A 15,162-nucleotide genomic window follows, 5' to 3' on the forward strand; every position below is an offset into this window, starting at 1 on the left:
GCGCGGGGGCGGGCGCTAAGGTCCGAGGATGTCGAGAACCCCTGTGACCGGTGCCGATGTCGAACGGGCCGTTGCCCTTACCGCCGAGGCGCTGCGCCTCGCGCCCGCCGAGGCCTGGGACGCGAAGGCCGGGCCGATGGACTGCTCGTGCTGGGACGCCTTGGACCACTTGAACAACGGCGTGTTCTCGTACGCGACGCGGCTCGTGCCGCCGGTCCCGAACGTGCAGATGCGGCCCACGATCATGTGGAAGCGGCCGGGCTCGCCGCTGCCGATGGCCACCGACCGCGAGGCCGGGCCGGAGGCGGCGATCGAGGTGCTGCTCATGGTCGGCGGCCTGGTCGCGGCCGTGGTCGACACCCGTCCGGCGACGGCGCGGGCGTGGCACATCTGGGGCACCGCCGACCCCGAGGGCTTCGCGGCGATGGGCGTGGTCGAGACGCTCGCGCACGCCTTCGACCTCACGCAGGGTCTGGGCCTGGGCTTCGAGGCGCCGGCGGAACTGGTCGCCCCGGCGCTGGCGCGGCTGTTCCCCGAGGCCCCCGCGGACACCGATCCGTGGCCGACCCTGCTGTGGGCCACGGGCCGCGGGGAACTCGAAGGGCACGCAAAGCGCAGTCCTGATTGGACTTGGCACTCGGCGCCGCTGGACGGGGACCAGGGCCCCTCCGGCACGTGAACGTGTTGCGCGTTCGCGAGCGCGGCGGGCGCGCACCAATAGGATGCGCTCATGGAAGCGAAGTTGGAGTGCGTGGCCCTGGACTGCGCGGACCCGATCGGTCTGGCCGAGTTCTACCGCTCCATTCTCGGCGGCGCCGTCAACCGGCCCGACCGGCGATGGGCGGTCAACGAGGACGGTGCGACGCTCCATCTGGAGTCCGGCCTGGTGTTCCTGTTCCAACGGGTGGAGGACTACCGGCCCCCGCAATGGCCCGATCCCGACCATCCGAAGCAGTTCCACCTCGACTTCGCCGTCCCTGACATGGACGCGGCGCACGCCGAGGTGCTCTCCTGCGGCGCGACCTATCTCGACGACCGGCAAGGCTGGCGCGTGTACGCCGACCCCGCCGGCCATCCGTTCTGCCTGGTCCGCGACTGGTGGACCTCGACCGGAGGCCCCGAGCCCGTCGAGTGATCGTCGACCCGATGCGGGTCACCGCCGCCTTCGGCGGATTCGCCGACCGCGGCACGCTCTTGGCGCCCTATGCGAGTTCAGGCTTGTCGACCCAGCCGGCGATGAGGACGAGGCCTGACGGGCGGTGCCGGGCGAGGTAGGCGAACGGCCGGTCGAAGCGGATCGAGGCGCGCACATGCCGGTGCTTGGGCTTCACGAAGCCCGCGGCGCGGGTCATGGCGATCGCGGTGACGGCGGCGGCTTCGAAGCCGGTGGCGCTGAACACCGCTGTGGCGGTCTGCTTGGCCTGGGTGACGTAGACCGGTTCGGCCGCAAGGCGGTCGAACCGCGCGCGGTCCTCGTCGGAGGCGGTGACGAGGCCGAGCGCGGCGGCGTCCTCGCCGAGGTCCAGGTCCGCGTCGAGCTTGAAGCGGACGGTGTGGACCTCGACCTCCGGACCGGTCTGCGGCTGCACGGACAGGTACTCGGTGACCTCGACGCCGACGGCCCGCTCCCCCACCGCGAGACCGGTCGAGGAGCGGCCCCACGCCGGATCGGTCGCGGCGTCGAGAAGCGCGTTCATGACCGCCTGCGGCGCAAGGCCTTCGCGGCCGAGGCCCAGGAGCACGTCGATGTCGCCGTCGCCGGGGACGGTGACCACTGAGGCGTCGTCGGCGACGCGCAGGAGGTCGTCGCGGAGGGTCGTCGTGAGGGCGCGGCAGCGTCCGAGCCCGGCCCACGGGCCGTGATCGAAGGCGCGGGAGGCGTCATCGAACGGGGTGGCCCAGGTGGTGCGCACGGAGAGGGCGCTCGCCAGGACGAGGTCGATCGGCTGACCGAAATCGAGCGGCATCCGCTCGATGAGCCCGCCGGTGTTGCGGGAGGCCCATGCGTCGAGGACGGCCTTGTCCGCGGCGGCGTCGCCGGTGAGCGACCCGACCGCGTCCACGGGCAGGTTCGCGGTCCATTCGGGATCGAGCGTTACCCGGGACCCGGCCCAGACGGCGAGGGCGAGCCGGATCGCGGGGGCCGAGCGGGCCGCTTCGAGGAGCGCGGCGGGCAGTTTGGAGGCCTGGACGGCGTCGATGCCGGCGGCGGCGAGCAGCTCGTCGCGGGTCTCGGCGACGGCACCGGTCGCCAGCGCCGCGAGCAGCGGCCAGATGCCGAGCCCCGAGGCCACGGCCGGCAGCGCCGCCCGCGAGGCGAGCCACCGCCGCGTGAGTTCGTTGGCGGCCTGGATCTCACGCGCGTCCAGTGCGTCTTGGATCGTCGTCTCGGTGCCCATGCTCTGGATGCTAGTGCCTTGGCGCTCGGGGCAGCTCGCTTCGGCCGTGGGTGCCGGGGGCAGACCCGGCGGCTGACAGGGGGCCCATGGCAGCCCGAGTCGACCGCGTCCGGTGTGCGGTGCGGGTGACGGCCGGTCGGCTACTCCCCCGGTTCGGCGACCCATCCCGCGATGAGGATGAGGCCCGAGGGGCGGTGGCGGGCGAGGTAGGCGAAGGGGCGGTCGAAGGTGACCACCGCGCAGCGGTGCTTGTGGATCAGCTGCGGCGGGGCGGAGCCCATGAAGGCCATGCCGAAGGCGGTGACGGCCGCGGCCTCGAAGCCGCTGGCGCTGAACACGGCGGTGCAGGCCTGCTTGGCCTGGCTGATGTAGAGGCGTTGGGCCGCAAGGCGGTCGAACTGGGCGAACTCGTCGTCCGAGGCGAGTTCGAGGCCGAGTGCGGCCGCATCCTGGAGGAGGTCGAGATCGGTGTCGAGGGTGAAGGCGGGGACCACGGCGTTGGTCTCGGGTGCCGTCTGCGGGGCGCTGCCCTGGTACTCGCGGAAGGTGACGCCGATCGACGGTGTGGCCTCGCTCGCCGGGCGGCCCCAGCGGGGGTCGGCGGCGGCGTCGATGAGGGTCGACATGACCTCCTGGGGCGGGGCCTCTGCGCGGCCGATGGCGAGGAGGACGTCGATGTCGTCGTGGCCTGCCACGGTGAGCACGGCCGCGTCCGGGTCGACGCGCAGGACCTCTTCGCGGTACGTGGCGCTGAGGACCTTGCCGCGGTCTTTCCAGGGACCGTTTCGGAAGGGCCCGTACTGCTCTTCGAACGGCGTGCGCCATTTGGTGCGCACGGACAGGGCGCTGGCGAGGAGGAGTTCGATCGACTCGTCGAGGTCGACCGGCATCCGGTCGATCAGGCCGCCGGTGTTGCGGGAGGCCCAGTCGTCGAGGACCGGCTTGTCGACGGCAGGGTCGCCGGTGAGCGCGCCGATGGCGTCGCCCGGGAGGCCCGCGACCCATTCGGGGTCGAGGGTGACCCGCGGCCCGGCCCAGGCCGCCACCGCGAGGCTGAGGGCGGGCGCCGACCGGACGGCGTCCAGGAGCGCGGCCGGGACGTCGGCGGCCTGGCCGATGTCGATGCCGGCCGCTTCCAGCAGCTCCTCGAGCGTGGCTTCGACGGCGCCGGTGGCGAGGACGGCGAGCAGCGGCCAGATGCCGAGCCCGGAGGCGACCGCGGGGACCTCGGCGCGGGCGGTCAGCCAGCGGCGGGTCAGTTCGTTGGCCGCCGTGATCTCGTCGGCGCTGAGCGCGTCTTGCAGGGTGGTCTGCTCCATGCCCCGGAATGCTAGCCGCCCGCTGCGCGCTAATTCGCTTGCGCGGTCCCCGCAGGGGCTCTACCCTCGGCACATCGTCGGTCCCGACGTGTCAGTCCTCGCCTTAGAGGGAGATCGCAATGCGCCAAAACTCGGAGTGCTCCATCAGCTTCCAGTCGATCTCACTCTCGAGGACCTGCATTGTCGTATCTCAACCCGAGCTTTCTGAACCTGGGGATTCTCGCCCACGTCGACGCCGGTAAGACCAGCCTGACCGAGCGTCTGCTGTTCGACGCGGGCATCATCGACCGCGTCGGCAGCGTCGACTCCGGCAGCACGCAGACCGACTCCATGGACCTGGAGCGGCGCCGCGGGATCACCATCCAGTCGGCGGTCGTGGCGTTCCGCTTGGGCGACCTCACCGTCAACCTCATCGACACTCCCGGCCACACCGACTTCATCGCCGAGGTGGAGCGGGCGCTTCGCGTGCTCGACGGCGCGGTGCTGGTGGTGTCGGCCGTGGAAGGCGTGCAGGCGCAGACGCGCGTCCTGTTCCGCACCCTGGAGCGGCTCGGGGTGCCGACGCTCCTGTTCGTCAACAAGGTCGACCGCCGCGGTGCGCGCGAGGCCGATCTGCTGGAGGACCTGGCCGAGATGCTGAGCCCGCGGCTGCTGCCCATGGGCACGGTCCGCGAGATCGGCACCCGGGCGGCCGCGGTGGAGCCGTTCGCGTTCGGCGATCCGGCGTTCACCGATCAAGCGGTCGAAATGCTCACCGAGGGCTCGGACGCGTTCCTGGCCGCGTACCTCGACGACCCCGAAGCGCTCGACTGCGAGGCGGAGCTGGCCGCGCAGGTGCGGGCGGGGCAGGCGCACCCGGTGTACTTCGGGTCGGCCGTCACGGGTGCGGGTGTGGCGGCCTTGACCGAAGGGGTCCGGCGGTTCCTGCCGGTGCCGAAGCGCGACCCGGAGGGCGCGCCGGTCGGAACGGTGTTCAAGGTCGAGCACGGCGCGGCGGGCCAGAAGGTCGCGTACATCCGGCTGCACAGCGGGCGGATCGCGCCGCGCGAGCAGCTCACGACGTACCGCCGCGTCGACGGGGCCGTCGAGTCGTTCGAGGGCAAGGTGACCGGCGTCGAGGTGTTCGCCACGGGCACCGAGACCGTGATGGCCGTGGCCGAGCCCGGGAGCATCGCGAAGGTCAAGGGCCTCACCGAGGTCCGCATCGGCGACGCGATCGGCTCGGAGGAGGCGCTGGCGGGCGGCGGGTTCTTCACGCCGCCGACCCTGGAGACGGTGGTGCGCCCGGTCGAGTCCAAGGACCGCATCCCGCTGAGCCGGGCGCTGCTGAGTCTGGCCGAGCGCGACCCGCTCGTGGACCCGCACTTGGACGAGTTGTCCGAGGAGATGGCGGTGCGCCTTTACGGCGAAGTGCAGAAGGAGGTCGTGGCCTCGCTGCTCGACGAGGAGTTCGGCATCGCCGTCGAGTTCGAGGAGACGCGGGCGATCCACATCGAACGTCCGGTGCGGACCGTCGAGGCGCTGCACGAGATGGGCCCGTGGCAGCAGACGCCGCACATCGCGACGGTGGGCCTGCGGCTGGAGCCGGGCGAGCCGGGCTCGGGCCTGCACTACGGGCTGGAAGTCGAGCGGGGCTCGCTGACACGGGCGCTGCGCAACGCGGTCGAGGAGACCGTCCACAAGGTCCTGAAGCGGGGCCTGTACGGCTGGGCGGTCACCGACTGCCGAGTGCTGCTGACGGCCACCGGCTACATCGGCAAGGCGAGCACGGCGAACGACTTCCGGGCGGTCACGGCGTTCCTCCTCGACCTGATGCTCAAGGAGTCCGGCACCGAGGTCTGCGAGCCGGTCAACAGCTTCCATGTGGAGTTCCCGGCCGGGACCGGCAACGCGGTCCTGAAGACCCTCGGCGAGGCGCGCTCGAACATCAAGGGCCAGTTCTCGACCGAGACCACCGGGTACGTCTCCGGGTTCATGCCGACCGAGGCCGTCCACGGCGTCGAGCGGCGCCTGCCCGGGATCACCGAGGGCCTGGCCCTGTTCACCACCGAGTTCGCCGAGTACCGCCCGGTCTACGGCACCCCGCCCAGGAGAGGCTGAGCACCCTTGGAGATCGAGCAGATCGAGGACCGCTGGGAGGCCCGCGACGGCGAGCGCCTGGTCGGGACGGCGCACGTGTGGGACCGCCCGGACGGCAAGCGGTTCGCCTGGTTCGACCCGATCGAAGCGGAGCCGATCGCGGCGCTGTGCGACGCGATCGGCGCTGACCGGCCGGTGTACACGGTGGCAGACGTCTACGAGCAGGGGATGCACCGAACGCTCGCTGCCGCCGGTTTCGTGGGCGAGCGCTACGAGCACGACTGGACTGTGCCCGTGGAGACCGCCGCCGAATGGGGCGATGCGGCGCTGGCCGGCTTCGAGGTCGGACCGCCCGAGCGATTCGGCATGGATGCGGTGCGGCGCTTCAACGACGCAGTGTGCGCCGACTCGCCGGGCCAGCGGGGATGGCGTTCGAGCGCGGCGTTCTGGGCGGAGGAGCACAGCGGGGCGGCGTACGATCCGGCGGTCTACCCGGTGGCCTGGGATCCCGCGGCCGGGCGCTTCGCCGGGATCGTGCGGGTCTGGATGAACGAGTCCGGCCCGCGGCTCGGCCTGGTCGGCGCGGCGCGCCCGTACCGGGGCCGCGGGATCGCGGCGGCGCTGCTGGGGGTGGCGTTCCGGGCACTGCGGGATCGCGGCCACGCGAAGGTCGCCGCCGAGTGCGACGCGGCGAACCCGGCTTCGAAAGCGCTGCTGGAGAAGGCGGGCGGCACGATCGTCGGCGGGACGATCGAGTTCGTCCGGCATCCGTGAGCGCTCAGACCGCCGTGCGGCTGAAGGCGGCCCGGTAGCCGCTCGGCGTCAGTCCGATGTGGCGGGAGAAATGCTGGCGGAGGGACTCGGCGGTGCCGAAGCCGCTGCGGCGGGCGACCTGGTCCACGCTGAAGTCGGTCGATTCGAGCAGTTCCCGGGCCCGGTGCAGCCGCTGCTGGAGCAGCCACTGGAACGGGGTCATGCCCGTCTCGGCGGTGAAGCGGCGGGCGAGCGTCCGCACGCTCATCTTCGCCTCGCGCGCCAGGTCCTCCAGGGAGATCGCCCGGTCGAGGCGGCCGAGGGCCCACACGCGCGCCTCGGCGAGCGGCGAACCGGACTCCGGCGGCAGCGGGGTCGCCACGAACTGGGCCTGGCCGCCTTGGCGGACCGGCGTGACGACCGCCGCGCGGGCCGCCTCGTTCGCCACGGCCGCACCGTAGTCGGAGCGGATCAGGTGCAGGCACAGGTCGATCCCGGCGGCCGAGCCGGCGCCGGTCAGGATGAGGCCGTCGTCGACGAACAGCACGTTGGGGTCCACCGACACCGACGCATGCGCCTGCCGCAACTCCTCCGCGAGCGCCCAATGGGTGGTCGCGGGGCGGCCGTCGAGGAGCCCGGCCTGGGCGAGGACGAACGCGCCGCTGCAGATCGAGGCGATCCGCTTGCCCGCGGCGGCGGCCCGCCGCAGTGCCGCCAAGGTGGCATCGTCGGCGTCGTGGCGGCGGCCGGTCGAAGGCACGATCACGGTGTCGGCCGCGTCCAGCGCCTCCAAGCCGTTCGGGATCACCAGGTCGAACCCGCCTGAGGAGGCGACGACCCCGGGCTCGGCGGTGCACACGGTGATCCGGTAGCCGGGCCTGCCTTCGACGTGCACGTCCTCCAGCAGGGTCGACGGCATCGACAGGTCGAAGGGCTTGACCGGTGGCACGGCCAGAACGGCGACATCGCGCATGGCGGAATCCTTTGGAAGCATGGCGTTCAGGCCACTAGGCTACGCCCCCGATGGCGCGCAGGATTGGTCGCGCGGCCCCGGCCGCAGCATGGAACACCAACTGAGGCAAGCACATCGAAGGAGACCACCATGGCTGAACGCATCGTTGTCGGTGCCGGCGCCACCGGCTCGGCGACAGCGCGGCGGTTCGCCGCGAACGGCGACCGGGTCCGCGTCATCACCCGCAGCGGCAGCGGCCCCGAAGTCCCCGGTGTCGAACTGGTCGCGCTCGACGCGACCCGGACCGACGAGCTGACGGCCGCCGCCGAAGGCGCGGCGACCGTCGTGAACGCCGCGATGACGGACTACCACACCTGGCCCGAGACCATGCCGCCCCTGTACGACTCGATCCTCGCCGCGGCCGAACGGGTCGGCGCGGACTACGTGATGCTCGGCAACCACTACGCCTACCGCGAGACGGACGGGCCGATCACCGAGCGCACCCCGCTGGAACCGCACACGCGCAAAGGCAGGGTGCGGGCCCAGCTGTGGCGGCAGGCCCTGGCGGCGCACGAGGCCGGGCGGGTGCGGGTCACGGAGATCAGGGCGGGCGAGTTCCTCGGCCCCGGCGCGTTCTCGTCCTTCAACTTCCTGGTGGCGCCCCGGATCCTGCGCGGCGAGCTGGCGCTCACCGACGGCAACCCCGATGCGGCCAATACGTTCACGTTCGTCGAGGACGCGGCGGCCGCGCTGGTGGCCGCGGCCGGAAGCGAGAACGCCTGGGGCCGGGCATGGAACGCCCCGGCCCTCACCGCCACGATCCGGCAGGTCGCCGATCGCCTCGCCGACCTCAAGGGCGCGCCGCGGCCGAGGCTGGAGGCGCTGACCGAGCGGGACCTGACCCTGCTCGGGTTCTCCGCGCCCATCTGGCACGAGTTCATCGAGATGGCGTACATGGCCGACCGGCCGTTCGTCGTGGACGACCGCGACATCCGGGAGGCGTTCGGGCTCAAGGCGTCCTCGCTCGACGAAGCGCTCGCGGGCATGTGAGCGGAGCAGGGGCGGGACCGATCGGGCCCGTCCCTGCGGCGTCACTCGGCCGCGGGGTCAGGGGTTGCCGCGGTCGCTGAGCCGCGGCTTTCGCGGGCGGCGCGGGAGGCCGGTAGTGGCCAGGGCGATCACGGAGTTGCCTGCGAGACAGGCGAGCAGGCCGAACCACAGGGCGTCCGGGTGGGACTGGAGCTGCCACAGGACGAGGACCGCCAGCGGCACCGGCAGGGCATAGAGACCGAACATGGCCATGCGCATACGCACAGCCGCGGCCAGACCGACGATGAGCGCCACGATAGCGGCGGCGATGGCGCCATAGACCAGGTACTCGACGCCGGACCGGTGGCCGAGGCCTTCGGATGCGATGTTCAGGGCCGGAATCCAGGACAGCGCGAACACGACGGTCCCCGCCGCGATCTGCAGCACGGTCAAGACGAGGGCCAGTCCCAGCCGCGAAGGCCACTCCGGGCCGGAACCGGGCTCAGGGCGCGGGGGCGGTCCGTTCACGAGCATGGTCGCAACGGTATCGCCGCTGAACCGCACAGGCGCTCACGCGTCCCCCTAGCGGAGGCGGGCGAGCCGCTGCTCCAGGGCCGCTTCGACCTCGGGCCACTCCGCGCGGGTGATCGAGAAGATCGCGGAGTCGCGGAGGCGTCCGTCCTCGCCTGGCACCCAGGAGCGGGACCAGTTGCGCAGCACGCCTTCGAACGTCGCGCCCGCGGCTTCGATGGCGGCGCGCGAGCGGGCGTTGCGGGCATCGGTCTTCAGGTCGACGCGATCGACGCCGAACACGGTGAACGCGTGCCGGAAGAGCAGGAGCTTCGCCTCGGCGTTGAGGCCGGTGCCCTGCGCGGAGGCGGCGAGCCACGTGAAGCCGACCTCGATCGCATAAAGGCCCCGGCCGGGAAGCGAGCGCGGGTCCCAGAACGCGGTCGCGCCGACCGCGCGGCCGGTGCCGAGATCGATCTGGGCGTACGGCGCGAGCGTGCCCTGGGCGCGGCGCTCGAGGTGCTGGTCGATGTAGTCGCCGACCTCGCGGGCGCGCGGGACCCACGTGAACCCGTACCGGTCGCGATCCTCCTCGACGGCCGCGGCGAGGTCCGCGGCGTGGTGGTGGCCGAGGGGTTCGAGCCGCACGCGCTCCCCTTGGAGCACGGGACCTTCGAGCAGGGATTCCATGGGCGTCAATCCTTCGTCGTCGCTGCCCGAAAGGGTAGAGGGGGCGCGCGCGGGCGGTCGCGCGGTTTCCACGATGCGGGAGGTCCGCGCCGGTCCGTGGACCACCGTGTAGGCAGGGCCGGACACGGGCATACTCTCTGATCGTGCGAGTGCTGAGAGGCGGGTGAGTCGGATCGAGACCGCTGACGTTGTCGTGATCGGGGCCGGAATCATCGGTGCCGCGTGCGCCGAGGCGCTCAGCGCCTCGGGCCTGCGGGTCCTCGTGGTCGACCGGGGCGCTCCCGCCGGGGGCACCACGGCCGGGGGCGAGGGCAATGTGCTGCTGTCCGACAAGGCCCCCGGACCGGAACTGGACCTGGCCGTCCTGTCGCGGCGGCTGTGGCCCGAGCTGATCGGGTCGCTGCGCGCCGAGCTCGGCGACGAGGCCGCCCGGGTCGAATGGGAACCCAAGGGCGGCTTGGTGGTCGCCACCGACCAGGACGCCGTGGGCCCGCTCGCGATCCTCGCCGAAGCCCAGCGCGCGGCCGGCGTCGAGGCGGTCGAGACGACCCCCGACGAGGCCCGCGCGATGGAGCCCCATCTGACCGACCAGGTCGCCGGCGCCGTCCACTACCCCGGGGACGCGCAGCTGCAGCCGGTGCTCGCCGCGACCGCGATGCTCACGGCCGTGCGCTACCGCGGCGGCGAAGTGCGCGGCGGGGCCGAGGCGCACGGCCTGGTCTTCGACGCTTCGGGCAAGGTCGCCGGCGTGCGGGTCGGCGACGGGACGATCGGCTGCGGCGCGGTCGTGAACGCGTGCGGGCCGTGGGCGGGGCATTTCAGCGTCGCGGCGGGCGCGCCGATCGAGGTGCTGCCGCGCCGGGGCATGGTGCTGGTGACCGCCCCGCTCCCCCACGTGGTGACCCGCAAGGTCTACGCCGCCGACTATGTTGCGGCCGTGGCGAGTTCGGACGTCGACCTGCAGGTGTCCGCGGTCGTCGAGTCGACCGCCCAGGGCACTGTCCTCATCGGGTCGAGCCGCCAGCGCGTCGGCTTCGACGAGTCGCTGCAGGTGGAGGTGCTACGGCGGTTGGCGCGCAGTGCCGTGAAGCTGTTCCCGGTCCTGGCGGGCGTGCCGGTGATGCGCACGTACGGCGGATTCCGGCCGTACACGCCCGACCACCTGCCGGTGATCGGCGAGGACCCGCGGTTCCCCGGCCTGTGGCACGCCTCCGGGCACGAGGGCGCGGGGATCGGGCTGGCCCCGGCGACGGGGCGGCTGCTGGCGGACCTGATGTGCGGGCGCGAGCCCGCAGTGGCCCCGGCGCGGTTCAGGGTGGACAGGCCTGCGGTGATCGCGGAGGTGCGGACGTGAGAGTGCGGTTCGACGGCGAAGAGGTCGAGGTCCAGGAGGGCCAGACCGTCGCGGGGGTCCTGCTGGCGAAGGGCGTCCGCTCGTGGCGGACCACCCGGGGCGAGGGCCGGCCGCGGGGGCTGTTCTGCGGCATCGGCGTGTGCTTCGACTGCCTGGTGAAGGTGAACGGGGTGCCCGATGTGCGGGCGTGCCAGCGGGTGGTCGCCGACGGCGACGACATTCGCACGCAGACCGGAGCGGAGCTGCCGTCATGAGGCGCATCGTGGTGATCGGCGCGGGCCCGGCGGGGATGGCGGCCGCGAGTGCGGCTGCGCTGCACGGGGTCGAGGTGGTCCTGATCGACGCGGGCGCGAAGCTCGGCGGGCAGTACCACCGGCAGGACGCGCTGGCGTCCGGGGACCGGTTCGCCCACTCGGCGAAGCCGGCGAGCCGTCGATTCGCGCTGCCGCCGAACGTGGAGCACGTCCCGAACGCGGCGGTGTGGGCGATCGAGCCGGTCGACGGCGGGCACCGCGTGCACCTGCGCGTCGGCCCGGCCGACGGCATGGACCGGCGCGGCCGGGCCCTGGAGGCGCGGGCGCTCGTGCTCGCCACCGGCGCGTACGACCGGGCGCTGCCGTTCCCGGGCTGGGACCTGCCGGGGGTGTTCACGGCCGGTGCGGCGCAGGCGCTCGCGAAGGGCCAGGGGGTGGCGGTCGGCGACAGGGTCGTGGTCGGGGGGACCGGGCCGTTCCTGCTGCCGGTGGCGGCCTCGCTGATCGGCGCGGGCGCGCGGGTCGTGGAGGTCGCGGAGGCGAACGCGGCGGTGACGGGGTGGCTCTCGAACCCCACGGGGGCGCTCGCGGGCTGGTCGAAGACGGGTGAGTTGACGCGGTACGCGGGAATGCTGGCGCGGCACCGGGTGCCGTACCGGTCGCGGACCGCGGTGATCGAGGCGCACGGCAGCGAGTGCGTGGAGTCGGTGACCGTGGCGCGGCTCGACGCCCTGTGGAACCCGGTGCCGGGTTCGGAGCGGCGGCTCGAGGCCGACGCGGTGGCGGTCGGGTTCGGGTTCACGCCGCAGCTGGAACTGGCGGTGGCGGCGCGGTGCCGGATCGAGGACGGGTTCGTGGAAGTGGATGCGGCGCAAGGGACTTCGGCTCCGGGGGTGTTCGCGGCCGGGGAGCTGACGGGCATCGGCGGAGCGGATCTGGCGGCGTCCGAAGGCGCGGTCGCGGGTGCGGCGGCGGCGAAGTTCGTGGGTGCGGCGGTCGAGCCGCCGGTGCGGGCGATGGCGCGCGTGCGGTCGGGCCGGCGGTTCGCCGAGGCGCTGAACGCGGCGTACCCGGTGCGGCCGGGCTGGCAGGGCTGGCTGCGCGACGACACGATCGTGTGCCGGTGCGAGGAGGTCACCAGGGCGGCGCTCTACCGCGCCGTGGACGAGCGGGACGTGGGCGCGGTGCGCTCGCTCAAGCTCGTGACCGGGGCTGGGCTGGGCCTGTGCCAGGGCCGGGTGTGCGGCCGGAACGTGGCCGAGCTGGCGGATGTGGACGGGGCCGGTTTCGCGAAGCGGCCGATCGCGTCGCCGATCCGCCTTTCGGAGCTGGCCGAGGAGGAGCCGGTCGAGTCGCCGATCGACGCGGAGGAGTCCGGTCGGGCGCTGGGCGTCGAATACTAGCGGTACTGCCGGTCGAAGCGCCGCCCGCGTTCGCGGGCAGCGCTTCGCGTTCCCGGCGCTGAGCGCGGCCCTTCGGATTGCCTTGCGCCACCGAGGCTCCTTCTGCCCGCGCTGCACGGCTCCCCGCCTGCGGCACCGCGCGCGACCCTGCATTCGACCGCGTGCGCCTTGAAGCGGCGCGGGCGGGATAGGGGTTGACATACGCTCCCGGGGTTGCGTACGGTACGTCTGACTACGTAGTCATAAGGAGCCGAGATGAGCAACTGGCCGAACCCGATCCTCTTCGGGGCCGCTTACTACTTCGAGTACCAGCCCGACGCCGCCGAAGGGTTCGACACCGAGGCCGCCCGCGCGCGGCTCAAGACCGACCTCGACCTCATGGTCGAAGCCGGGTTCTCGGTGATCCGCGTCGGCGAGTCCGTATGGAGCACTTGGGAGCCCGAGAACGGGCGGTTCGAGCTCGAATGGCTCCAGCCGGTCCTCGACGGCGCCCACGAGCGCGGCATCGCCGTCATCCTCGGCACCCCGACCTACGCCGTCCCGCCGTGGCTCGTGCGCCTCTACCCCGAGATCGCCGGCGAGCACCGCACCGGCCAGCGCATCGGATGGGGCGAGCGCCAGGAGGTCGACTACACCCACGCCGCCTTCAAGTTCCACGCCGAGCGGGTCAGCCGCAAGATCCTCGCGCGCTACGCCGACCACCCGGCCGTCATCGGCTACCAGGTCGACAACGAGCCCGGCCTGCGGATCTTCCACAACGAGGGCGTCTTCCAGCAGTTCGTGGACCGCCTGCGCCACCAGTACGGCGACGTCGAGACCCTCAACCGCGAATGGGGCCTGGTCTACTGGTCCCACCGCCTCACGACCTGGGCCGACCTGTGGCGCCCCGACGGGAACGCCCAGCCGCAGTACAAGCTCGCGTGGCGCAAGTTCCAGGCCGACCTCACCACGGAGTTCATCTCCTGGCAGGCGGACATCGCCCGCGAGTACGCGCGCGAGGACCAGTTCGTGACCACGTGCATCTCCTACTCGCGCCCGGGCATCGACGACCCCTCGCTCACCGCGGGCCTCGACGTGACCGCCGGCAATCCGTACTACGCGATGCAGGACGGCCTCGAGATGCCCGCCAAGGGCGGCGGGGACGCCATCGACTGGAACACCAAGGGCGCCTGGGCGCTCTACCACTCCGCGGACCGCATGTACTCCTCGAAGCAGGCGCCGTACCTGGTCACCGAGACCAACGCGCAGGCCATCGGGATGCCGTGGTGGAACGAGCCGGCCTACGACGGGCAGTGGCGCCAGGCCGCCTGGGCGCTGGTGTCGCGCGGCGCGGCCATGATCGAGTACTGGCAGTGGCAGACCCTCCATTTCGGAGCCGAGACGTACTGGGGCGGGGTCCTCCCCCACAGCGGGCGGCCGGGGCGGACCTACCGCGAGCTGGCGCAGCTCGGCAAGGAGCTGCGCAAGACCGGCGGTGCCCTGCAGGGCCTGGTGCCGGGCGCCGACGTGGCGGTCCTGTACTCCAAGCGCAGCGAATGGGCGCTGACGGCCGAGCCGCAGATCCAGAACGACCAGGGCGGCCCCGAGCACCGCTCGTTCGAGGTCATCCACGGCCCGTTCTACCGGGGCGCGTTCGACGCCGGGCTCCAGGCGCGGATCGTCCACACGAGCCAGCTGCGCTCGCCGGAGGAGGCGGTGGCGGAGTACCCGGCCCTGGTGGCCGCGGGCCTGTACGCCGAGGACGACGACATGCTCGACTGGCTCACCGCGTACGCGGCGGCGGGCGGCCACCTCGTGGTGGGTCCGCGCACGGGCTACGCCGACGAGGAGGCGCGGGCGCGCCAGGAGGTGCAGCCCGCGAGGCTCCGCGACGCCGCCGGCGTCTGGTACGAGGAGTTCGCGAACCTCACCGGGGAGGTCGCGGTGCAGGCCCCGGAGGGTTCGCCGCTGGAGCTGGAAGCCGGTGCGGCGGCGGTGAAGTGGGCCGACGGTCTGCACGTGGAGGGGGCCGAGACCCTCGCCGAGTACGTGCACCCGCACTACGGCCGGTTCGCGGCGGCGACGACGAGGGCGCACGGCGAAGGCCGGGTCACCTACGTGGGCGCGATCCCGAACTCGGCCTTCGGGAAGTCGCTGTTCAAGTGGATCGTCCCCGAGAACGCTTGGCGCCCTGAGCACCCGAGTCTGACCGTGACCAGCGGCGTCACCGGTGAGGGCCGCACGGTGCGGTTCGTGCACAACTGGTCGTGGAACGAGGTCGACTTCCCGCTCCCCGCAGCTGCGACCGACGCGATCGACGACACCGTGTACGAGGCGGGCGCGCCACTGCCCCTCGGGCCGTGGGACGTGAAGGTCCTCATCGAGCAGTAGTGCGCAGACGGCGGTAGGAGGCCGGTGGTCGAGCTCTGCGAGCAAGGCCA

14 protein-coding genes are annotated in these 15,162 nt (G+C 72.7%); 9 read left to right on the top strand and 5 right to left on the bottom strand.

What is annotated here, in order from left to right:
* Positions 1–28 precede the first annotated feature (28 nt).
* Both QWI33_RS21995 and QWI33_RS22000 read left to right on the top strand, forming a co-directional pair.
* Positions 29–679 (top strand): hypothetical protein, encoded by a 651-nt coding sequence (locus tag QWI33_RS21995; RefSeq protein ID WP_289959064.1) that lies wholly within the window; start codon positions 29–31, stop codon positions 677–679.
* A 51-nt stretch (positions 680–730) separates the two neighbouring features.
* Complete coding sequence (locus tag QWI33_RS22000; protein WP_289959065.1) at positions 731–1,135, top strand: VOC family protein; 405 nt, start codon at positions 731–733, stop codon at positions 1,133–1,135.
* A gap of 67 nt (positions 1,136–1,202) precedes the next feature.
* On the opposite strand, the gene QWI33_RS22005 is transcribed toward QWI33_RS22000, so the two are convergent.
* Together QWI33_RS22005 and QWI33_RS22010 are read right to left on the bottom strand one after the other, a co-directional pair.
* On the bottom strand, positions 1,203–2,399 hold the full coding sequence (locus QWI33_RS22005) for a serpin family protein (protein ID WP_289959066.1): 1,197 nt from the start codon (positions 2,397–2,399) through the stop codon (positions 1,203–1,205).
* Positions 2,400–2,539: 140 nt separating this feature from the next.
* Entirely contained in the window at positions 2,540–3,718 is a 1,179-nt protein-coding gene (locus QWI33_RS22010; RefSeq protein WP_289959067.1) for a serpin family protein, read from the bottom strand.
* 180 nt (positions 3,719–3,898) lie between these two features.
* Here QWI33_RS22010 and QWI33_RS22015 point away from each other — a divergent pair, with 180 nt between their 5' ends.
* Positions 3,899–5,818, top strand: a complete 1,920-nt coding sequence (locus tag QWI33_RS22015; protein ID WP_289959068.1) for a GTP-binding protein — start codon at positions 3,899–3,901, stop codon at positions 5,816–5,818.
* Between the two features lie 6 nt (positions 5,819–5,824).
* On the top strand, positions 5,825–6,571 hold the full coding sequence (locus QWI33_RS22020; RefSeq protein ID WP_289959069.1) for a GNAT family N-acetyltransferase: 747 nt from the start codon (positions 5,825–5,827) through the stop codon (positions 6,569–6,571).
* A 4-nt stretch (positions 6,572–6,575) separates the two neighbouring features.
* Here QWI33_RS22020 and QWI33_RS22025 read toward each other — a convergent pair whose 3' ends face one another.
* Positions 6,576–7,523: a GlxA family transcriptional regulator gene (locus QWI33_RS22025; protein ID WP_289959070.1), complete on the bottom strand. Its 948-nt coding sequence runs from the start codon at positions 7,521–7,523 to the stop codon at positions 6,576–6,578.
* A gap of 129 nt (positions 7,524–7,652) precedes the next feature.
* Between QWI33_RS22025 and QWI33_RS22030 the strand changes: the two genes are divergently transcribed.
* The gene (locus tag QWI33_RS22030) at positions 7,653–8,552 is read left to right on the top strand and encodes an NAD-dependent epimerase/dehydratase family protein (RefSeq protein ID WP_289959071.1); all 900 of its coding nucleotides are present in this window, start codon (positions 7,653–7,655) and stop codon (positions 8,550–8,552) included.
* 57 nt (positions 8,553–8,609) lie between these two features.
* Here QWI33_RS22030 and QWI33_RS22035 read toward each other — a convergent pair whose 3' ends face one another.
* Both QWI33_RS22035 and QWI33_RS22040 read right to left on the bottom strand, forming a co-directional pair.
* Complete coding sequence (locus QWI33_RS22035; RefSeq protein ID WP_289959072.1) at positions 8,610–9,065, bottom strand: hypothetical protein; 456 nt, start codon at positions 9,063–9,065, stop codon at positions 8,610–8,612.
* Positions 9,066–9,113: 48 nt separating this feature from the next.
* The gene (locus tag QWI33_RS22040) at positions 9,114–9,731 is read right to left on the bottom strand and encodes a GNAT family N-acetyltransferase (protein ID WP_289959073.1); all 618 of its coding nucleotides are present in this window, start codon (positions 9,729–9,731) and stop codon (positions 9,114–9,116) included.
* A 193-nt stretch (positions 9,732–9,924) separates the two neighbouring features.
* Here QWI33_RS22040 and QWI33_RS22045 point away from each other — a divergent pair, with 193 nt between their 5' ends.
* From QWI33_RS22045 to QWI33_RS22060, 4 genes are all read left to right on the top strand, one after another.
* Complete coding sequence (locus tag QWI33_RS22045) at positions 9,925–11,085, top strand: NAD(P)/FAD-dependent oxidoreductase (protein ID WP_289959074.1); 1,161 nt, start codon at positions 9,925–9,927, stop codon at positions 11,083–11,085.
* A complete protein-coding gene (locus QWI33_RS22050; RefSeq protein ID WP_289959075.1) occupies positions 11,082–11,339 on the top strand; it encodes a (2Fe-2S)-binding protein in 258 nt (85 codons plus the stop codon). The genes QWI33_RS22045 and QWI33_RS22050 overlap by 4 nt, the downstream gene beginning before the upstream one ends.
* Positions 11,336–12,742 (top strand): FAD/NAD(P)-dependent oxidoreductase, encoded by a 1,407-nt coding sequence (locus tag QWI33_RS22055; RefSeq protein WP_289959076.1) that lies wholly within the window; start codon positions 11,336–11,338, stop codon positions 12,740–12,742. Before QWI33_RS22050 ends, QWI33_RS22055 begins: the two co-directional genes overlap by 4 nt.
* Positions 12,743–12,997: 255 nt before the next feature.
* The gene (locus tag QWI33_RS22060; protein WP_289959077.1) at positions 12,998–15,112 is read left to right on the top strand and encodes a beta-galactosidase; all 2,115 of its coding nucleotides are present in this window, start codon (positions 12,998–13,000) and stop codon (positions 15,110–15,112) included.
* The last annotated feature ends 50 nt before the right edge of the window (positions 15,113–15,162 follow it).

The sequence above is a fragment of the Glycomyces tritici genome (assembly GCF_030403505.1).